Here is a 21,109-nt window from a genome sequence, read left to right on the forward strand (position 1 = left end):
CCAAGAGTGGCTTTTGTCATCATTGCGTTCATCATAGCTTTTTTGTTGCAATAACCTAACCTAAAACTTATAACTTAATCCTGTATAGACACCAATGAAGAACGGTCTAAAATCTCCCGATGTGTCATTAAATGTATTTATTTGATACTTAAATGTTGGTTCAAGATTAACATTCCATTTTTTTGAAAGGTTGTAATCTATTCCTAAACCAAAATTGGCACTAAAACTTGTGTTTTTTATATTATTTGCTTCTCCGATTAATGTTGTTGTACCATCAACGTCTGCATAAATTTCATTTTCATTTAAAATAAAAGTACTAAATCCACCAATAATATTAATTCCAATTTTTTTATCTAATACGCTATATTCCAATTCTAAAGGCACTTCAATAAAACCAAAATTTTGGTCAATATTACCAGCAAATTTTGTGTTAAATAATTCTGGAGTAGACGCTCTATTCATCATGCTAGAACTCATAAGTGAAATGTGTTGTTCACCTCCTTTAAATGAAATATTTTTAAATTCTGCATCAATACCTCTAGCTGCGGTTTCTGCACCAGTGAAAGCATAAACATCTGATGTAGTTTGACTAAGGTTAACACGATTAACACCTATTCTAACTTTTAATTTTTTAGATACAGCATAGCTACCAGCAATACCATAACTCATATTAATATCACTGCTTTTAGAATTTTCCTTAAATTGCTTATCTAAAGCAGACCCTTGACCCAAAGAGCTAAAATAAACAGGCGCAACATTTGGTGCAATGCTCCACCTGTTTTGTTCATTTTCTTTCTCTTCTTCAATAATTTCGTTATTTTCTGCTATAGCTTCATTAATAGATTCTTTTTTTGAATCTTCAATTAATAGGTTTTCAGATTTTTGATCATCAGTTTCATTTAAATCTGTTTGAGTTATGTCAGTTGCTGTTTTTTCTGTTGAGATATTTTCAGCAATAGCACTTTTGTTTTCTTCAATGGTCTTTTTAATCGTAGACTTTCTTTCTGCCTCAGATTTAAGAGGCGTTTTATCGGCTTTATTTAAAGTTGAATTAGAAGCCTTTTTATGTGCAACTTTAGTGTTGTTCTTGTCATCTTTTACAGGTGAAGTGGTAAGGTGCTTTTGGGTTGCTTTAGTTTTGTCTTTTACATTAGAATCATTGGTAGCAACATTATCACTTTGATTAGCATGATTTGAAGTTGTTAATTGATGTGAAGGATTTGCTTTTTGAAGATTATTATCAGATTCTTTTGAATTTGGTTTTTCTTTATTGTCTGAGTTTGAATCTACAATTTTTGAATTATTATCCTTAGCAACATTTAGCTCAATGTCTTTCTTAGGCGTTGAGGTATTATCATTGTTTTTTTCTAATATATTGTCGGTTTCATCTGTATTTGCCACAGGAAATTCTTGAGAGTTATTTTCATCAGTATTAAACACCGAAACACCAACAGTGATCATTAATGCAATTACTGCTGCAACTCCGCCAATTTGCCACCAAAGGGCAATAACTCTTCGTTTTTTCTTTTTCTTAGGAAGACTTTCGTTTATACGATCCCAAACTGCATCATTAGGTGCAACTTCAAAATCTTTAAACTTCTCTTGAAAAAGTCGATCTATGTTTTTATTATCATTCATTTATTTATAAACTCTGCGAATTTGGGGTCGCGTTGTAAACTTCTATTTTTTCTTTTAAAATCATCCTCGCTCTTGCTAGGTTAGATTTTGAGGTTCCGGTAGAGATATTTATTAATTCACTGATTTCAACATGTGAATAACCGTCTAAAACATACAAATTAAATACTAATCTGTATCTGTCTGGTAATTCTTGAATGATTTTTAATAAAAAATCAATACTTACATTGTCGTCATTAATATCTACAGAAACGTCTTCAATATTTCCTTCATTTACAATATCGTATACTCCGACATCTTCTCTATAGCGTTGCAATGCCGTGTTAATGGCAATACGTTTTAACCAACCTTCAAAAGACCCTTTATTATTATACTGATCTATTTTATTGTATATAGTTATAAATGCATCATGCAGATTATCCTCTGCCTCTGCATAGTTTTTTGAATACTTAAGACAAAGTGAAAATAATTTACTTGCAAATTGCTTGTATAATTGGCTTTGAGCTTGAGCATTTTTGTTAATACAATTTTTTATGAGTTGGTCTAAACTCACATTAGTCTTAGAGTTAGTTAATAATTAGTCTTTATTAGGGTCGATAGAAATAGTTCTTTCATCCATTACAGGTACTTCTACTATGTAATATTGATCTGTACCTTGCTCATCTTCTCCTTGGTAAAACTTAAAAATATAAGTTTCGTTACTAGTAACATGAAAATCAAAATGAACAGTAACTTCTTCTGGGTTTTCCGCACAGGTGGCATTATCTATTGTGTATACCGTATTTACAACTGCAACGGTTCTTTGTTGTCCATCGATTTCATAAATAAAATCATTAAACGTGAAACACTGATTTGGTTGTGTATAAGTTATATTAATTTCATAGATTTCACCTTGTACAAAGTACTGTGGCATCTCTACACTATTAATTGGTACAACTTCTAAATAGAAATTATAGTTGGTATCATCTTCAATGCTACACGATGTAAATATGGAGATAAATAGAAAGGCGAATAGGGCAAATTTATTCATAATTCATAATCAATTTCAACCTATAGATGTAAAAAACCTAAAAGGGTTGCGTCTAAAACTAAAAAAATCCTGAAATTCATCAGGATTTTTTTAAAGAATATCTTACTTAGATTCTTTTATTAGCGTTTTAACTTTCTCTTCTAGTTCATCCATTAAATCTGGATTATCTTTAATAAGCATTTTTACGGCATCACGACCTTGACCAAGTTTGGTGTCTCCGTAGCTAAACCAAGAACCGCTCTTTTTTACAATATCATGTTCAACAGCAATATCTAAAACCTCTCCAACTTTAGAGATACCTTCTCCATACATTATATCAAATTCTGCTAATCTAAAAGGTGGAGCTACTTTGTTTTTAACAACCTTAACTCTGGTTTTGTTACCCATTACATTACTGTCACTATCTTTAATTTGTGTAGAACGTCTAATGTCTAAACGTACAGAAGCGTAGAATTTTAAAGCATTACCACCAGTTGTAGTTTCAGGATTACCGAACATTACACCAATTTTTTCACGTAATTGGTTAATAAAAATTACAGTACAATTAGTTTTGCTAATTGAAGCGGTAAGTTTTCTTAATGCTTGAGACATTAAACGAGCATGTAAGCCCATTTTAGAATCTCCCATTTCACCTTCAATCTCACTTTTTGGTGTTAAGGCAGCAACAGAATCGACAACAACAATATCAATAGCACCTGATCTAATTAAATTATCAGCAATTTCTAAAGCTTGCTCACCATTATCTGGTTGAGATATAATTAAATTATCAATATCTACTCCTAATTTTTCCGCGTAAAAACGGTCAAAAGCATGCTCTGCATCAATAAATGCAGCAATGCCACCTGCTTTTTGAGCTTCTGCAATAGCATGTAGCGTTAACGTTGTTTTACCTGAAGATTCTGGTCCATATATTTCAATAACACGTCCTCTTGGATAACCACCAACGCCTAAGGCAATATCTAAACCTAATGAGCCAGAAGAAATAGCTTCTACATCTACTACAGCCTGATCGCTCATTTTCATTACTGTTCCCTTTCCGTAAGCCTTATCTAACTTGTCTAATGTTAATTTTAAAGCTTTTAATTTTGCATCTTTTTCGCTACTCATTTGTTCTTTTTTTTCTGAATTAATCTGTTTCCAAAAATACCACTTATTTTATTTATTTCATTTCTCGTTTTGAAATTACTGAAAAAGAAAATAATAATATTTTATTTTTTAACGCAACCATTTTACACTTTTTGCATCTACTAAATGAAAAAGGAAATAATTGCTATGAAATGCGCTACAAACAACTCTGAAGTGATCTTTAGAGTTGAGTAGCGAATTTTAGCTAGTTGTTTTAGATAAAATTAAATTTGTTCTGGTTTTAAAAAGGTTATTAAAATATTAGGTGTTTCAGTTGCCGTTTATTATCCCTCTGCAATTGTGAAGCCGATGAAGATTAACTTTTTAGTTTAAATTTTAAGTTAGTAAGTTAATCTAAAAGCATTTTGAAATATTTCAAAGTGCTTTTTTTGTGCTTAGTAAGAGGCTTTTCATTAAAAATAATACCTTTGCAATTCAAATATTCTTTAACCTTAAAATTAGTATAGCATGCAACTGTACAATAACTTAAGTGCTAAAGAAAGAGCAGAACTTATTGAACAAGCGGGAAAAGAACGCTTAACAATCTCTTTCTACAAGTACGCCAAAATTAACAATACCGAAATTTTTAGAAACCATCTATTTTTAGCTTGGGACGAATTAGATGTCTTAGGAAGAATCTATGTGGCAACCGAAGGTATTAACGCTCAACTATCTGTACCAGCAGAAAACTTTGAGCCTTTCAAAAAGCATTTAGATACCATTTCATTTTTAGAAAATGTAAGATTAAATATTGCAGTTGAGCACGATAATTTTGCCTTTTTAAAGCTAAAAGTGAAAGTGCGTAATAAAATAGTCGCAGACGGATTAAACGACTCTTCTTTTGATGTTACAAACAAAGGTGTTCACGTTAATGCTGAAAAATTTAATGAGCTTATTGAAGACCCAAATACGGTTTTGGTAGATATGCGTAATCATTATGAAAGTGAAATTGGCCATTTTAAAAATGCCATAACTCCAGATGTAGATACGTTTAGAGAATCTTTAGATTTAATTGAAGAAGACTTAAGAGAACACAAAGAAGATAAAAAACTAGTAATGTATTGTACTGGTGGAATTCGTTGTGAAAAGGCGAGTGCATATTATAAACATAAAGGTTTTAAAAATGTATTTCAGTTAGAAGGTGGTATTATTAATTATGTAAGACAAATTGAATCTGAAGGTTTAGAAAATAAATTTTTAGGTAAAAACTTTGTCTTTGATGAAAGACGTTCCGAACGCATTTCTGATGATGTTATTGCCAATTGTCACCAATGTGGTGAGCCTGCAGATTTACATACCAATTGTGCAAATGAAGCATGCCATTTATTGTTTATTCAATGTGATTCTTGTAAAGAAAAGATGGAAAACTGCTGCTCTTCAAATTGTATGGAGATAAATAAATTACCATACGAAGAGCAGAAAGCTTTAAGAAAAGGACAAGGTAATAGTAATGATATATTCAAAAAAGGACGCGCAGATCATTTACCTTTTAAAAAGGACTTGCGTAATATTTTTGAAACTATGAAGCCTAACCATATCTAAATAGTTATGCAAAAGATAGAGTTAATGGCACCTGCAGGAAATTTTGAATCCTTGCAGGCAGCCTTAGATAATGGTGCGGATTCAATATATTTTGGAGTGGAGCAGCTCAATATGAGAGCCAGAGCTACAATAAATTTTACTTTAGACGACTTGCCAGAAATTGTTGAGCGCTGCGAAGCAAAAAATGTAAGAACCTATCTCACATTAAACACCATAATTTACGACCACGATTTATCCATTGTAAAAACATTGATTAAACAAGCGAAACAAGCAAACGTTACTGCAGTTATCGCAATGGATCAAGCTGTAATTGCTGTGGCAAGAGAGCACGGGATGGAAGTGCATATTTCTACTCAGATTAATATTACCAATATTGAAACTGTAAAATTCTACGCATTGTTTGCAGATACTATGGTGTTGAGTAGAGAATTGAGTTTGCGTCAAGTAAAATATATTACAGACCAGATTGAAAAAGACCAAATAAAAGGGCCTTCGGGAAGGTTGATTGAAATCGAAATTTTTGGTCATGGTGCACTTTGTATGGCTGTTTCTGGTAAATGTTATATGAGTTTACATTCGCACAACTCGTCTGCAAATAGAGGTGCTTGTAAGCAAAATTGCAGAAAAAAATATACTGTTATAGATCAGGAAACTGGTGTGGAAATGGAATTAGATAACGAATACATTATGTCTCCAAAAGACTTGTGTACTATTGATTTTCTAGATCAAGTTGCAGATGCTGGCATAAAAGTTTTAAAAATTGAAGGTCGTGGTAGAGCACCAGAATATGTGGCTAAAGTTATTAAATGTTACAGAGAAGCCATTGATAGCATAGCGAATGATAATTATTCTAAAGAACAGGTTATTTCTTGGATGCAAGAGTTAGAAAAAGTTTATAATCGTGGATTTTGGAGTGGTTATTATTTAGGACAGAAACTTGGTGAGTGGAGTAAAGGATCAGGCAGCCATGCAACACAAAAGAAAGTGTATATTGGGAAAGGTGTTCACTTTTATCCTAAAGCAAAAATTGGAGAGTTTAAAATTGAAGCGTATGACCTTTCCATAGATGATACTATTTTAATTACTGGTCCAACTACAGGTGCCAAAGAGTTTCAGCTAAAAGAAATGTTGGTTAATGATGAGTCATTAAAAAAAGGAACTAAAGGAGATTCTATTACTATACCTTTAGATTTTAGAATTAGGCCATCTGATAAACTATATAAAATTGTAGAAAATAAAGTTGAAGTATAATGGTTGTTATTACCTTACAACGTAATAAATGTATTGGCTGTAACTATTGTGTAGAATTAGCACCAAACCTGTTTCAAATGTCAAAAAAAGACGGTAAATCTGTTTTGCTAAATACAAAAGAGAAGAAAGGGTTTTTTACTTTAAAATCAAATGATTTTACTATTTTAGAGGCTTCTGAAAATGCGTCAAAAGCCTGTCCGGTTAAGATTATTAGCGTAAAAATTAATTAACAAACAAATCCCTAAAATGGATATTTACAAGCTACTACAGCTTAATAGAAAAATTAAAAGTCATAGGATTAAATTCTTTGGACTTTATCTATTGCATAAATTTAATAAGCGGTATTTAGCTGTTAACTTAGATCCTGTAATGGCTTGTAATTTACGTTGCAAAATGTGCTATTTTACAGATGAAGATTATGTAAAAACACTAAAAGGGCAATTTAATGACGAAGATTTAAACTTAGTAGCTAAAACTATTTTTAAACGCGCATTAAAACTTCAAATAGGTTGCGGAACAGAACCAACTTTATATAAAAATCTTGTAAACGTTGTAGAACTGGGAAAGAAGTACAATGTGCCTTATATTTCTATAACCACAAATGCAAATTTATTAACTGAAGAAAAAATTGAAGCCCTTTTAAAGGCAGGATTAAATGAGTTTACAATCTCACTACATGGAGTAACAAAAGAAAGTTATGAAGGTTTTATGAAAAAAGCCAGTTATGAAAAATTTCATAATGCATTCAATGCTTTTAAGAAACTTAAAGAGAGTTATGATTTTAAGGTGAGAATCAATTACACTTTTAATAAGGATAATTTTTACGAATTAAGTGAGTTTTTTAATCATTTTAATGCCAAAAGTTTTGATATTTTGCAGATTCGTCCCATTCAGAAAATAGGAAACACAGAATACAATGATTTTGATATTTCATCATTAGTAACTGATTATCCTAGCCTTATTCAATCCATAAGAGAAACATGTGTAAGTAATAATATTATACTCATGGCACCAAATTCAATTTCAACGTTAAATTCTGAAAATCAATCGAGTTTCATTTTTAATTATACATTTTGTTATATCTCGCCAGGTAAATTTTGGAAGGAAGGCTTTAATTGGAGAGAAGATAGTTTTAATCAATATTCTAAAAAAATAGGTTGGAGTAAATCGCTTTTTTCAAATGTTTTTAAATCTAAAACAGAATTAAATTCGTTATCTAATCGTTTGAATTACGAAATAGAACTCAATTGATTTAATTGTTCTTTTTGATTTTTATCTTCATAAAAAGTTTAAAAAACGTTCAATTGTTTTGAATAATCTGGTTTAGCTCTTTTTGTCACATCGCTAATTTAGTAAGGCAATAACAAATGAGACTTTAGATAACTAAAGAAATAATCTTATCTTTACTCATTAATTATTTACGAATCCTATATCTAGATTTTTTAAATTCTAGATTTAATATATAAAATTTTTATGGCTTGTAACAGTTGCTCAACTGGTAAAGATGGCCAACCAAAAGGATGCAAAAACAACGGAACTTGTGGCACAGATAGTTGCAACAAGCTTACGGTTTTTGATTGGTTAGCTAACATGTCGCTTCCTAACGGACAAGAACCATTTATTGGTGTTGAAGTACGTTTTAAGAACGGCAGAAAAGAATATTATAGAAACACTGAAAATCTTACATTAAGTATTGGAGATATTGTGGCAACACAAGCTAAATCTGGTCATGATATTGGTATGGTTACTCTTACAGGAGAATTAGTAAGGGTGCAAATGAAGCGTAAAAAAGTAAGACTTGATGATGCCGAAAATGTTCTGAAAATATATCGAAAAGCGTCTCAAAAAGATATTGATATTTGGTCAGAAGCTAGAGATAAGGAAGAACCAATGAAGGTTAAAGCGCGTCAGTTTGCGATTGACCTTAATCTGAAAATGAAAATTTCGGATATTGAATTTCAAGGCGATGCCAGCAAAGCTACATTCTATTATACTGCAGAAGAACGCGTTGATTTTAGAGAGCTAATTAAAGTGTTTGCACGCGAGTTTAGAACGCGTATAGAGATGAAGCAAGTAGGCTTTAGGCAAGAGGCTGCTAGACTTGGAGGTATTGGATCTTGTGGAAGAGAATTATGTTGTTCTACATGGTTAACCGATTTTAGATCTGTAAGTACATCTGCTGCACGTTATCAGCAACTATCTTTAAATCCATTAAAACTTGCTGGGCAGTGCGGAAAGCTTAAATGTTGTCTTAATTATGAGTTGGATGCTTATTTAGATGCATTGAAAGCCTTTCCTAAATCTGATATAAAATTATATACTGATAAAGGAAATGCAGTGTGCCAAAAGACCGATATTTTTAAGGGTTTAATGTGGTATGCCTATGAAGGTGAATGGATGAATTGGCATGTTATTACTACCGCACAAGCCAATGAAATTATTGAAAAAAACAAGAAAAAAGAGAAAGTCGCAAACTTAGAGGAATATGCAGCTGAGCATATAGAAGATGCTAAAAATGAGTTTGAGAATGTTGTTGGTCAAGATAGTTTAACGCGTTTCGATAGTCCAAAACCTAAAAACAAACGTAAAAACAATAGGAACAATAGAAATAACAAGAACCGAAACAACAAAAACAAGTCTCAAAATCGAAATAGCAATCAGAAACCAAAAGCTAAAAGAAATGCAAATGTTAAGAAAAACTAAAGGGTTATTTCTTGTCGTAATCAGTTGTTTTTTAATTACAAGTTGCGATTCAGATGCTGTCTTCGATGAGTACAAATCAGTACCTAACCAATGGCATAAGGATTCTATAGTTAGTTTCAATTTTAAAGCACCAGATACTATTAAGAATTATAATTTGTATGTGAATCTAAGAAATACAAATGCATATAAGTTTAGTAATTTATTTCTTATAGTAGAATTGAATTATCCCAATGGTAAGGCTGTAATTGATACTTTAGAATATAAAATGGCAGCTCCAAATGGAGAACTTTTGGGGACAGGATTTTCCGACTTAAAAGAGAATAAATTGTGGTTTAGAGGCTACAAAGAACCATTTAAGTTTAATGAAGATGGAGATTACACGGTGGCTATTCAGCATGCAATGCGTAATAACGGAGATGTAGATGGTGTACAAAATTTACAAGGAATAACAGATGTTGGTTTTAGAGTAGAACAGGCTCAAAAGTAATAATTATGGCAAAAAAGAAAACAACCCAATCTAAAACAGAAACATTAGATTATTCAAAATACGTTCGTTGGTTTTGGATCCTTTTTTTATGTGGTATATTAGCTAATGTATTAATTTTTCTATTCGCTTCATGGGGATTCTTGGGCGATATGCCAGATTATACAAGATTAGAAAATCCTGAAACAAACCTTGCTTCAGAAATTATTTCTTCAGATGATAAAACAATAGGTAAATTCTATTTTAATGATAATAGAACTCCTATAGGTTTTGATGATTTACCTAAAAATCTAGTTGACGCATTGGTAGCTACGGAAGACGTGCGTTTTTATGACCATTCTGGTATAGATGCTAGAGGAACGCTGAGAGCAATATCGAGCTTAGGAAGTAGTGGTGGAGCTAGTACAATTTCTCAGCAAGTATCACGTCAATTGTTTGTTGGTGTAGCATCCCCAAACACTTTAAGCAGATTAACTCAGAAAATAAAAGAATGGGTTATTGCTATTCGTTTGGAGCGTCAATATACCAAAGAAGAAATTATAGCTATGTATTTTAATATCTATGATTTTGGTAATAATGGTGATGGTATTAGATCTGCAGCTCGTATTTACTTTGGAAAAGAGCCTAAAGACTTAAATTTAAAAGAATCAGCTATGTTGGTTGGGATGTTTAAGAATTCATCTTTATATAATCCTATTCCATCAAGAAATCCTGTAGGAGTTAAGAATAGAAGAAATGTGGTATTGGCTCAAATGGCTAAATATGATTACATCACGCAGGAGGTCAAAGATTCGCTACAAAAAACAGAATTAGATTTAAACTTTACACCAGAAACCCATAGCCAAGGTATTGCCACCTATTTTAGAGAATATCTAAGAGGTTTTATGAAAGAATGGGCAAATAAAGAGGGTAACCGAAAGCCAGATGGAAGCAAATACGATTTGTATAGTGATGGACTAAAAATATTCACAACTATAGATTCGCGTATGCAAAAATATGCAGAAGATGCAGTAGCGCAACACATGCCAAGACTACAAGCCGAGTTTGATAACCAAAACACACCAGACCGTAATAAAACTGCACCGTTTTTAGAATTGGACAACGCTGAAATTAAGAAGTTATTAGACGATGGCATGAAGCGTGGTGAGCGCTGGAGAATTCTTAAAGATCAAGGTAAGTCAGAAAAAGAGATTAGAGCTTCGTTTCAAAAACCTACCGAAATGAGGGTTTTCAAATGGATAGATGGTAAAGCAAGTGAAGTCGATACGGTTATGAAACCTATAGATTCTATGCGTTATTACAAATCTTTTTTACGTCCAGGTATGATGTCTATGGATCCGCTTACGGGTCATGTAAAAGCTTGGGTTGGAGGTATGAATTATAAGCATTTTCAATATGATATGGTGAACCAAGGAGCAAGACAAGTAGGTTCTACATTTAAACCTTTTGTTTACGCTACTGCCATTGATCAGTTGCAATTTTCACCTTGTGATTCTTTTCCTAGAACCCAAATTACTATAGAGGCTAATAAGTATGGAAATCCTGAGCCTTGGACAACTAAAAACTCTGATGGTAAATATTCAGGTAAGCAAACATTAAAGGATGCTTTGGCGAGTTCTACAAATACAGTCACAGCAAGATTAATGAATGAGATTGGGCCACAACCCGTTGTTGAAATGGCTAAGAAATTGGGAATTACTTCAGATATTTTACCTGTACCTGCAATTGCATTAGGTACAGCTGATATTTCTGTTTATGAGATGGTAGCTGCTTATTCTACATTTGCAAATAAAGGAGTTTACAATAAGCCAGTTATGGTTACTCGTATAGAGGATAAAAATGGTACTGTTCTTTATCAGTTTGCTCCAGAAAGTAAGGATGTATTAAGTGAAGAAGTCGCTTATGTTACATTAAATCTGATGGAAGGTGTTACGCAAGCTGGTTCTTCAGGTGGGCGTTTAAGGTCTAAAGGAGTTGATAAGTACAATGTTATGTATAGAGAGGTAATGACAGGTTACCCGTATGAATTAGATAATCCAATAGCAGGAAAAACAGGAACAACTCAAAATCAAAGTGATGGCTGGTTTATGGGTATAGTACCTAACTTGGTTACTGGTGTTTGGGTTGGTGCAGAAGATAGAGCAGCTCATTTTAGAAGTATTACTTATGGTCAAGGAGCCACTATGGCATTACCAATTTGGGGATTATACATGAAGGCTTGTTATGAAGATAAAACTTTAGATGTTTCAAAAGCGAAGTTTGATAAGCCTGCCAATTTAAAAATTAATGTAGATTGTAAAGTTAAAGGAGAAGGTGATCTTGGTGGTGATGAAGATCCTGAAGATACTGTAGATTTTGATTTCTAAGAACAGACAATAGTCACACCCTTATTTTATGAGTATTAATTGTAAGTTTTGAACTTAGTTTTGTATTTTTCAGAAGCAAAATTTTCAAAATATGATTAATAAAAAAGTAGCGAATATTTCTGAAGCACTACTTGGTGTAGAAGATAATATGACCTTTATGTTTGGTGGTTTTGGTTTATCTGGTATTCCAGAAAATGCCATTGCAGAACTTGTAAAACGTAATATAAAAAATTTAACATGTATTTCTAATAACGCTGGAGTTGACGATTTTGGTTTAGGTTTATTGTTGCACCAAAAACAAATAAAAAAGATGGTCTCATCTTATGTTGGTGAAAACGATGAATTTGAACGTCAAATGCTTTCAGGAGAATTAGAAGTAGAGTTAATTCCACAAGGTACATTAGCCGAAAGATGCAGAGCAGCACAAGCTGGATTTCCTGCAATTTATACTCCAGCTGGTTACGGTACAGAAGTAGCAGAAGGGAAGGAAACAAGAGAGTTTGATGGTAAAATGCATGTGTTAGAATATGCATTTAAAGCTGACTTTGCTTTTATAAAAGCATGGAAAGGGGATGCAGCCGGAAATCTCATTTTTAAAGGTACAGCAAGAAATTTTAATCCTAATATGTGTGGTGCAGCAAAAATTACCGTTGTTGAGGTTGAAGAATTAGTGCCTGTTGGAGAATTAGATCCTAACCAAATTCATATTCCAGGTATTTTTGTACAGCGCATTTTTAAAGGAGAGAGATATGAAAAGAGAATTGAACAACTAACCGTTAGACAAAGAGTATAGTTATGTTAGATAAAAACGGAATAGCAAAACGTATTGCGAAAGAAGTAGAAGATGGTTTTTATGTAAACTTAGGTATTGGTATACCAACCTTGGTTGCAAACTATGTAAGAGATGATATTGAAGTAGAATTTCAAAGCGAGAACGGTGTTTTAGGCATGGGTCCTTTTCCTTTTAAAGGGGAAGAGGATGCAGATGTAATTAATGCAGGTAAACAAACAATAACAACACTACCAGGTGCAAGTTTCTTTGATTCTGCCATGAGTTTTGCCATGATTAGAGGTAAGCATGTGGATTTAACAATACTTGGAGCTATGGAGGTGTCAGAAAATGGCGATATCGCAAATTGGAAGATTCCTGGCAAAATGGTAAAAGGTATGGGTGGCGCTATGGATTTGGTGGCAAGTGCTGAGAATATTATTGTGGCTATGATGCATACCAATAGAGCAGGTGAGTCTAAACTATTGAAAAACTGCTCTTTACCATTAACAGGTGTTGGTTGTGTGAAGAAAATAGTAACCAATATGGCTGTTATAGAAGTAACGTCAAAAGGATTTAAACTTTTAGAACGCGCACCAGGAGTTTCAGTAGAGGCTATTAAAAAAGCGACAGAAGGTGAATTAATAATTGAGGGCGATATTCCAGAAATGGAAATATAAATACTGTGATATAATTTAATTAAGCTGCTAATTTTAGCAGCTTTTTTTGTGCGAAAAATCTTTATGCAAGATGTTAAATGTTAAAATAATATGTATTTCAACGATTTATAATGTATTTAGACTGATTAATTGAAAATATGTTTCATATTGCAGTCCCAAATAAAACGAATGAATTTAACATAAATATTAATTTACCTTTTTGCCCCAAATAACCTTTTTGCCCCAAATCTACCATAAATTACTAATTATGAAAATGAATTCAAATCTACCAGAACCTACTTTACATGAAAATGAAGAATTTTCAATTTTAGAAAACACTTTGGAGTTAGTCTCAAATGTTTTAAAATTAGCAAAAAAAGTATTCATGCTATAAACCTTTTGGGATAGCATGAATTAACTTTTTTGTGTAGTTTTTTTGTGGTGACGCATAAATAATATCTGCATCTCCAATTTCTTCAATTTTGCCCTTATTCATCACTAATAATTGATCTGCCATATATTTTACAACGGCTAAATCGTGCGAAATAAATATATAGGTAAATCCAAATTGTGCCTTTAAATCATTCAATAAATTTAAAACTTGGGCTTGTACAGAAATATCTAATGCAGAAACAGACTCATCGCAAACAATAAGCTGAGGTTCTAAAGCAATCGTCCTAGCAATACCAACACGCTGACGTTGACCTCCTGAAAATTCATGAGGATAACGATCAAAAGCAGAAGCATCTAAACCTACCTTCTCTAAAATAGCGATCACTTTTTCTTTACGGTCTTTATTTGAATCTCCAATATTATGAACCTTCATGGGTTCTAAAATGGCATTGCCAACTGTTAATCGAGGATTTAATGAAGCAAATGGATCTTGGAATATAATCTGAATATCCTTTCTTAAAGTTCGCATTTCTGAACGGCTTAAATTAATGATATCTTGTCCTTTGTATAAAATACGTCCAGAGGTCGCTTTGTCTAATTGTAAAATAGCATTACCTAAAGTCGATTTTCCACAACCAGATTCACCTACTAAACCTAACGTTTCACCTGGGAAAACTTTAAAACTCACATCATCAACAGCATTAAAAGCTTGGTCTTTAGAAAACCATCCTGTTTTTGAAAAATATGTTTTCTCTACGTTAATGATTTCTAATAACGGCTGTTGTGCATATAGTTTTTCATGATTTTTTATTCTTTCCTCCTTAGAAATAATAGCATTATTAACATGGCCTGCCATAAAATCTGAAATAGTAGGCAACTGTTTTAAACGGAATGCTGTTGAAGGTCTTGCAGCAATCAAGGCTTTTGTGTAATTGTGTTTAGGTGTATTAAATATCTCTTTCGTTTTACCCTGTTCTACAATTGCGCCTTGATACATAACTAAAACTCTGTCTGCCAATTCAGATACCAATGACAAATCATGTGAAATAAATAACACACTCATTTTTGTTTCGGTTTGAATGGTTTTTAGTAACTCTAAAATTTCTTTTTGTACAGTAACATCTAAAGCAGTTGTTGGCTCATCTGCTATTAATAATTTTGGTTTGCAGGCAATAGCCATAGCAATCATTACACGTTGCTTCTGTCCTCCCGAAATTTCATGAGGATAAGATTTACAAATGCGCTCTGGATGAGGCAATTTTACTTTTTCAAAGAGATTTATGACTTCAAATTTTATTTCTGAAGTAGATAAATTAGTATGCTGCTTTAAGATTTCTTCAACTTGTTTGCCACATCTCATAGAGGGATTTAAAGAACTCATAGGTTCTTGAAAAATCATAGCAATGTCTTTACCTCTTATGGCTTGAAATTCTTTTTCTGATATGCCTACCAAATTAGTATCTTCAAATGTAATTGCTCCAGATGTAATTTTAGAAATATGTTTTGGTAACAATCCCATTAAAGCTAAGGATGAAATTGATTTTCCGGAACCAGATTCTCCAACTACAGCAACAATCTCGTTGGTTTCAATTTTAAACGAAATATGTTTTATGATCTGTTTTTCAACTTTATTCTTAAAGAATGAAATATTTAACCCTTCAACTTCTATTAATTTTTTATTTGGCATAGATAAATGTAGTTATTTTCTTCAATAGTACTGTGCTAAAACCGTAATCTATGTTATTTAGGCAAAAACGTCATTATAAAAGCTGTTTTTTGACAAAATTTTAATATTTTCCGATGATTTTTTTATAACAATTTAACCTCAATTTTATCAAATAATATAAAAAAACCATTCCTAAGTGGCTTTAATGTGAGTTTTAGATAAAAACATTAGCATATTGTATTACTTGAAATTTATATTAAACTACAATTATGAATAAACAAATTACACTAGCTTTAGTGCTTATTCTTCTGCTATTAAGTATGGGTTTATTTGCCCAAAATAACTTTTGGACAAATTCTACAAGCTCCGATTTTAGGTCTACTTTAAAAGAACGCGTTTCTATGCCTTCAAAGCATAGAACTATTGCATTGAATACAGAATCGTTTTTAGATTTTGTTTCTCAGGCAAGAGGAAGATTTAGTGATATTGGAGCAAATTCTTTAGTTATAAGTTTGCCTATGCCAAATGGTGAAAATGAAACATTTACTTTGGAAGATTCTGAATTAATGCATCCAGAATTGGCAGCAAAGTTTCCAGAATTAAAAACATATTCAGGAAAAGGTATAACTGATAGAACGGCTTCTTTAAGGATAACATATTCTCCATATTTTGGTTTTAGTGGTATGGTAATGTCTGGTGAACACAGTACAGTTTATATAGATCCAATTACTTCAGATAATCAACATTACATGTCGTATTTTAGAAATGATTTATCGCAAACTGCTATTGATTTTCAGTGTACAACAGAGGAAGCTATTATAGAAAATGTTGACTTAGATGGTTATAGTCAAAGAGCTCCTGCATTAGGTGATTGCAATTTAAGAAGATATAGATTGGCACAGTCTTGCAATGGTGAATATGCACAATATCATATTGGTCAAGCTGGAGGTACAACAGGAACAACGGCAGGTGATAAAGCCATAGTACAAGCAGCTATGAATGTAACCATGAATCGTGTAAACGGAATTTATGAACGTGATTTGGGTATAACCATGCAAATGGTAGCTAACAATGATTTAGTTATTTATTTAGATGCATCAACAGATCCATGGACTAACGAATGGAATACTAAAACGGCAGAAACAATAGATGCACAAATAGGAGTTTCAAATTATGATATTGGACATAATTTTAATACCACAGGCGGAGGAAATGCTGGTTGTATAGACTGTGTTTGTCTTTCTAATAGTCAGAGTAATACTCACAAAGGAAGAGGTTATACAGGTAGAACGGCTCCAGTAGGAGATCCTTTTGATATTGATTATGTTGCGCATGAAATGGGACATCAATTTGGTGGTTACCATGTGCAGAGTAACAATTCTTGTCGCTCTGGAAGTGGTTCTACTGAGGTTGAAACAGGTAGTGGTAGTACCATTATGGGATATGCAGGAATTTGTGCTGCAAATGTTCAAAATAATAGTGATGATTATTTTGCTTATGTTAATATTAGAGATATTGTAGATACTATAAATTTTGGAAACGCTAGTGGTTGTGCAGAATTAATTGCATCTGGAAATAGTGGTCCAGAAGCAGTTGCGGGATTAGATTATTCAATTCCAGCTTCTACACCATTTAGACTTGAAGGTACAGGAAGTGACCCAGATGATACAGGGTTAACTTATTGTTGGGAACAGAATGATCCAGAAAATCCTGGTTCGAATGATGCTCCGGTTTCAACTAGAAGTGCAGGACCAATGTTTAGATCTTTTGCACCAGTTGCAATACCATATCGTTATTTTCCTAATATTTCAGCAATAATTAGTAATACAACACCAACCTTTGAAGTATTACCTTCCGTGTCTAGAAGTATGGATTTTTCATTCATTGTAAGAGATAATAATTCAATCTCTGGTTGTACAGCAAGTGATTTAATGACGGTGACAACCGTTGCTTCTGCAGGTCCATTTATAGTCACAGCACCAAATACAAATGTGACATGGAATGCTGGTACGCTTCAAGATGTCACTTGGGATGTTGCAGGTACAACCGCAGCACCTATTAGTTGTAGTAATGTGGATATTTTCTTATCAACAGATGGTGGTAATACCTATCCAATCACATTAGCAACAGGTGTAGCTAATAATGGTACTTATTCAATTGTAGTACCAAACAATCAAGGTACTCAAAATAGAATAATGGTGAAGGCATCAAATAATATTTTCTTTGATATCTCTGATGCTAATTTCACCATAGGAGTTCCAATAGTTTGTAATGCTGATTTGCCAATTAATTTGGTAGCTTCAAATGTTAGTTTTGATTCAGCAACAATTAGTTGGGATGAAGTATCTGGTGCAGCTTATGATTTAAGATATAGAGAAGTGGGCAGTTCAACTTGGACAACAATTTCAGTTGCAGCACTTTCATATAATTTAACAGGATTAAATTCGGAAACAGATTATGAAGCTCAAATACGAAGTAAATGTACCGACGGAGCTACTTCTGCGTATTCAAGTTCTGTACTTTTTACAACAACTGAAATTCCGCCATGTTCAGGAACACAAATTACAACCTTTCCTTATTTAGAGACGTTTGATGCAGGAATAGGTGAATGGACGCAAGCTACTGGAGATGATGGTGATTGGACTTTGAATTCTGGTGATACACTGAGTACTGGAACTGGGCCATCTAACGATATTACTGGAGGTGGTAACTATTTTTATACTGAGGCTTCAACTGATGGATTAGACGCAAATGCTACGGTAATGTTAGTGAGCCCTTGTTTTGATTTATCAACGGCTACTACAGAAACATTCTCATTCTATTATCATATGCTTGGTGATGATATGGGATCATTAAACCTAGAAGTTACAATTGATGATGGTGGTAATTGGACAAATGTGTTTTCGGTTTCTGGGGAAATTGGGGATGTTTGGAATTCACAAAACATTGATATAAGTAGTTATTACGGAGAAGTTATAAAGTTTAGATTTATTGGTCTAACAGGAAATGGTTGGAGTAGTGATATTGCAATTGACCACATAGGAATTGGAGATCCGATTACAGATAATATAGCACCAGTTATTACATTGAATGGCGATTCTATAATCAATTTAATTGTAGGTTCAACTTACACAGAATTAGGTGCAACTGCAACAGATAATTTTGATGGAGACATTACTTCAAGTATTGTAATTGGTGGTGATACTGTTGATTCAAATACGTTAGGCACTTATTTAGTAACCTATAATGTGAGTGATACTGCTGGTAACGCTGCTGCTGAGGTTATAAGAACTGTAAATGTAGTTGAAGCAACCTACTGTGATTCTTCTGGGAATACATCCTTTGAAACTGGAGTGACGCGAGTGATCTTTGGAACTATTGATAATGTAGATGGTTCTCCAAAAGATGTAGGTTATGAAGATTTTACAAATATTAGTACCGAAGTTTTACAAGGAACTAATGTGGATCTCACAGTTCATGTAGATACAGATGGAAACTATACGGTTCATACATTTGTTTGGATTGATTGGAATCAAGATGCAGATTTTGATGATGTTGGGGAAGAATATGATTTAGGAGACATAACTAATGTAGATGATGGAGCTATGCCCACTTTAGCTATTTCTATTCCCGAAAGTATGATTTTCGGTAATACAAGAATGAGAGTTTCTACTCAATATAATGCTAATCCAACAGCTTGTAATACAAATTTTGACGGAGAAGTAGAAGATTACACAGTTAATGTAAAATATGATGGCTTATTGTTTTCCGAAGGTACTTGGGAACCAAATGCACCATCAAATACAACTGTAACAGATAATGCACTTATTTTAAATGGTACCTACACAGTAGGTTCTAATATTGCCTTAAATAATTTAACGGTTAATGATATAGCAAGTATAATTGTCTTGGAAGGAGAATCTATTGAATTAGAAGGAAATCTAGTTAATAATGGAGGTGTTATACTAAATTCAAGTTCAACAGAGTATTCAAGCTTAATTGTTAATGGTAATGTTACAGGAGATGTTATCTATAAACGACATGTAAATATCCACGCAAGCTCTGGTGAAAACGACTTAATTTCTGCGCCTGTAACAGGGCAGACTTTTGGTGTTTTTGCTGCTGCTAATGCAAATATTGTTTCAAATCCTAATACAGCTTCTGAAAAGCTTTTTGGGCCATTTGATAAAGCAACGGAAACCTATTTAACTTATGATACTAATGTATCTGCTGATGCCTCAATAATTCTGAATCCTGGAATTGGTTATAGATCAGCGTCAACAGACGATGGTACATTTGAATTTAGTGGCACGGTAAATACAGGAGTGGTATCAATGACTATTCTGAATGCTGGAACAACTTATCCGGAATGGAATTTAATAGGAAATCCTTATCCGTCATATATAAAACTATCCGATTTTTTATCTACTAACATTAATGAATTTTTATCTACTAGTGCTGCAATTTATGGTTATGATGGAGATACATCAAACGGTTGGAAAATTTGTAATTTGGCTTATGCTGCAATGAATCCCAACTCAATTATTACACCAGGACAAGGCTTTTTGGTATCTTCAAAAGCTGGAGGCGGAACAATGACCTTTGCCCCAAGTTTTAGAGCAACGGCTTCTGGTGACCCACAACTTGATGACGATTTTATTGATGACAGAGAGAATGATAGTAGTGAAATTGCTTATTTAAAGTTAGCAATGAATAGTAATTTAAATAGTTATAGTGCTGATTTTTATTTTACAGATTTAGCTTCAAGTGGTTTAGACGTTGGTTATGATGCTACTGCTTTTAATGGTATAGCACCAGATTATGCCATCTATTCTCATTTAGTGGAAAATAGCACAGGATTAGACATGTCTATTCAGTCCGTGAGTTTTAATGATCTAAACAATAGTCTTATCATTCCGTTGGGTATAAATGCAACACAAGGTGAACAAATTACAGTGAGTATGCCTAATATTACATTACCAACTGATGTTGAGGTGTATTTGGAAGATAACCTTACAAATACATTTACACTGCTTAACTCTAATGATTATAGTTTTACTCCTAGCGATAATCTTTCAGGTACAGGACGCTTTTATTTAAGATTTGAAGCTGAAGCTTTAGATGTTAATGATAATGAGTTAAACACATTACTTGTTTATACTTCAGAAAACCCTAAACAAATTATTATAGAAGGAATACTTGAGAATACTACAAAAGCAGCACTATATGATGTGCAAGGAAGAGAGGTGTTATCTCAATCGCTTGATGTGAATAAAAATCTACAATCAATAGATGTTAATAATCTAAGTGCTGGTGTATATATTATTTATCTACAAAGCACAACTAGAAGTCTAAGCAGGAAGATTATTATTAAGTAACTAATATTTAATGAAATAAAAAAGTCCAAATATAATATTTGGGCTTTTTTTGTTCTTAGAAATTTCATTAATAGATTTTAGGATAAACAGGCTTTGTAGGTATTGAAT

Annotated in this window: 15 protein-coding genes; 10 read left to right on the top strand and 5 right to left on the bottom strand. The window is 32.9% G+C overall.

Features of this window, described 5'->3' with window-relative positions:
• Window positions 1–60: 60 nt before the first annotated feature.
• The 4 genes from ACJJVO_RS12780 to recA form a co-directional block, all read right to left on the bottom strand.
• Entirely contained in the window at window positions 61–1,638 is a 1,578-nt protein-coding gene (locus ACJJVO_RS12780; RefSeq protein WP_405574774.1) for a hypothetical protein, read from the bottom strand.
• Between the two features lie 4 nt (window positions 1,639–1,642).
• Entirely contained in the window at window positions 1,643–2,188 is a 546-nt protein-coding gene (locus ACJJVO_RS12785) for an RNA polymerase sigma factor (RefSeq protein ID WP_115815570.1), read from the bottom strand.
• Window positions 2,189–2,212: 24 nt separating this feature from the next.
• Window positions 2,213–2,665: a hypothetical protein gene (locus ACJJVO_RS12790; RefSeq protein ID WP_405574776.1), complete on the bottom strand. Its 453-nt coding sequence runs from the start codon at window positions 2,663–2,665 to the stop codon at window positions 2,213–2,215.
• A 102-nt stretch (window positions 2,666–2,767) separates the two neighbouring features.
• The gene (gene recA / locus ACJJVO_RS12795; protein WP_405574777.1) at window positions 2,768–3,772 is read right to left on the bottom strand and encodes a recombinase RecA; all 1,005 of its coding nucleotides are present in this window, start codon (window positions 3,770–3,772) and stop codon (window positions 2,768–2,770) included.
• Between the two features lie 486 nt (window positions 3,773–4,258).
• Between recA and ACJJVO_RS12800 the strand changes: the two genes are divergently transcribed.
• The 9 genes from ACJJVO_RS12800 to ACJJVO_RS12840 all read left to right on the top strand — a co-directional run bounded on the left by ACJJVO_RS12800 (window position 4,259) and on the right by ACJJVO_RS12840 (window position 13,585).
• A complete protein-coding gene (locus ACJJVO_RS12800; RefSeq protein ID WP_405574778.1) occupies window positions 4,259–5,332 on the top strand; it encodes a rhodanese-related sulfurtransferase in 1,074 nt (357 codons plus the stop codon).
• 6 nt (window positions 5,333–5,338) lie between these two features.
• Window positions 5,339–6,583: a peptidase U32 family protein gene (locus tag ACJJVO_RS12805; RefSeq protein ID WP_405574780.1), complete on the top strand. Its 1,245-nt coding sequence runs from the start codon at window positions 5,339–5,341 to the stop codon at window positions 6,581–6,583.
• Window positions 6,583–6,813, top strand: a complete 231-nt coding sequence (locus tag ACJJVO_RS12810) for a ferredoxin (RefSeq protein WP_405574781.1) — start codon at window positions 6,583–6,585, stop codon at window positions 6,811–6,813. Before ACJJVO_RS12805 ends, ACJJVO_RS12810 begins: the two co-directional genes overlap by 1 nt.
• A gap of 16 nt (window positions 6,814–6,829) precedes the next feature.
• Complete coding sequence (locus ACJJVO_RS12815; RefSeq protein ID WP_405574783.1) at window positions 6,830–7,834, top strand: radical SAM protein; 1,005 nt, start codon at window positions 6,830–6,832, stop codon at window positions 7,832–7,834.
• 222 nt (window positions 7,835–8,056) lie between these two features.
• On the top strand, window positions 8,057–9,286 hold the full coding sequence (locus tag ACJJVO_RS12820) for a stage 0 sporulation family protein (RefSeq protein ID WP_405574784.1): 1,230 nt from the start codon (window positions 8,057–8,059) through the stop codon (window positions 9,284–9,286).
• Complete coding sequence (locus tag ACJJVO_RS12825) at window positions 9,270–9,773, top strand: gliding motility lipoprotein GldH (RefSeq protein ID WP_405574786.1); 504 nt, start codon at window positions 9,270–9,272, stop codon at window positions 9,771–9,773. The genes ACJJVO_RS12820 and ACJJVO_RS12825 overlap by 17 nt, the downstream gene beginning before the upstream one ends.
• A 5-nt stretch (window positions 9,774–9,778) precedes the next feature.
• Complete coding sequence (locus tag ACJJVO_RS12830; RefSeq protein ID WP_405574788.1) at window positions 9,779–12,136, top strand: penicillin-binding protein 1A; 2,358 nt, start codon at window positions 9,779–9,781, stop codon at window positions 12,134–12,136.
• Between the two features lie 91 nt (window positions 12,137–12,227).
• Window positions 12,228–12,929 (top strand): CoA transferase subunit A, encoded by a 702-nt coding sequence (locus ACJJVO_RS12835; RefSeq protein WP_405574789.1) that lies wholly within the window; start codon window positions 12,228–12,230, stop codon window positions 12,927–12,929.
• A 2-nt stretch (window positions 12,930–12,931) separates the two neighbouring features.
• On the top strand, window positions 12,932–13,585 hold the full coding sequence (locus ACJJVO_RS12840) for a 3-oxoacid CoA-transferase subunit B (RefSeq protein WP_405574791.1): 654 nt from the start codon (window positions 12,932–12,934) through the stop codon (window positions 13,583–13,585).
• A gap of 367 nt (window positions 13,586–13,952) precedes the next feature.
• Here the strand turns inward: ACJJVO_RS12840 and ACJJVO_RS12845 are convergent, their stop codons facing one another.
• A complete protein-coding gene (locus ACJJVO_RS12845) occupies window positions 13,953–15,644 on the bottom strand; it encodes an ABC transporter ATP-binding protein (protein WP_405574793.1) in 1,692 nt (563 codons plus the stop codon).
• 248 nt (window positions 15,645–15,892) lie between these two features.
• Here ACJJVO_RS12845 and ACJJVO_RS12850 point away from each other — a divergent pair, with 248 nt between their 5' ends.
• The gene (locus ACJJVO_RS12850; protein WP_405574794.1) at window positions 15,893–21,001 is read left to right on the top strand and encodes a reprolysin-like metallopeptidase; all 5,109 of its coding nucleotides are present in this window, start codon (window positions 15,893–15,895) and stop codon (window positions 20,999–21,001) included.
• Window positions 21,002–21,109: the final 108 nt, after the last annotated feature.

This window comes from Winogradskyella sp. Asnod2-B02-A (genome assembly GCF_045063645.1).
GTDB lineage: Bacteria > Bacteroidota > Bacteroidia > Flavobacteriales > Flavobacteriaceae > Winogradskyella.

Excerpts from the sequence above, each read along its gene's own strand:
- ACJJVO_RS12840 (WP_405574791.1), top strand. The coding sequence starts at position 12,932 with ATGTTAGATAAAAACGGAATAGCAAAACGTATTGCGAAAGAAGTAGAA.
- recA (WP_405574777.1), bottom strand. The coding sequence starts at position 3,772 with ATGAGTAGCGAAAAAGATGCAAAATTAAAAGCTTTAAAATTAACATTA.
- ACJJVO_RS12810 (WP_405574781.1), top strand. The coding sequence starts at position 6,583 with ATGGTTGTTATTACCTTACAACGTAATAAATGTATTGGCTGTAACTAT.
- ACJJVO_RS12815 (WP_405574783.1), top strand. The coding sequence starts at position 6,830 with ATGGATATTTACAAGCTACTACAGCTTAATAGAAAAATTAAAAGTCAT.
- ACJJVO_RS12850 (WP_405574794.1), top strand. The coding sequence starts at position 15,893 with ATGAATAAACAAATTACACTAGCTTTAGTGCTTATTCTTCTGCTATTA.
- ACJJVO_RS12805 (WP_405574780.1), top strand. The coding sequence starts at position 5,339 with ATGCAAAAGATAGAGTTAATGGCACCTGCAGGAAATTTTGAATCCTTG.
- ACJJVO_RS12825 (WP_405574786.1), top strand. The coding sequence starts at position 9,270 with ATGTTAAGAAAAACTAAAGGGTTATTTCTTGTCGTAATCAGTTGTTTT.
- ACJJVO_RS12790 (WP_405574776.1), bottom strand. The coding sequence starts at position 2,665 with ATGAATAAATTTGCCCTATTCGCCTTTCTATTTATCTCCATATTTACA.
- ACJJVO_RS12835 (WP_405574789.1), top strand. The coding sequence starts at position 12,228 with ATGATTAATAAAAAAGTAGCGAATATTTCTGAAGCACTACTTGGTGTA.
- ACJJVO_RS12820 (WP_405574784.1), top strand. The coding sequence starts at position 8,057 with ATGGCTTGTAACAGTTGCTCAACTGGTAAAGATGGCCAACCAAAAGGA.
- ACJJVO_RS12800 (WP_405574778.1), top strand. The coding sequence starts at position 4,259 with ATGCAACTGTACAATAACTTAAGTGCTAAAGAAAGAGCAGAACTTATT.
- ACJJVO_RS12780 (WP_405574774.1), bottom strand. The coding sequence starts at position 1,638 with ATGAATGATAATAAAAACATAGATCGACTTTTTCAAGAGAAGTTTAAA.
- ACJJVO_RS12845 (WP_405574793.1), bottom strand. The coding sequence starts at position 15,644 with ATGCCAAATAAAAAATTAATAGAAGTTGAAGGGTTAAATATTTCATTC.
- ACJJVO_RS12830 (WP_405574788.1), top strand. The coding sequence starts at position 9,779 with ATGGCAAAAAAGAAAACAACCCAATCTAAAACAGAAACATTAGATTAT.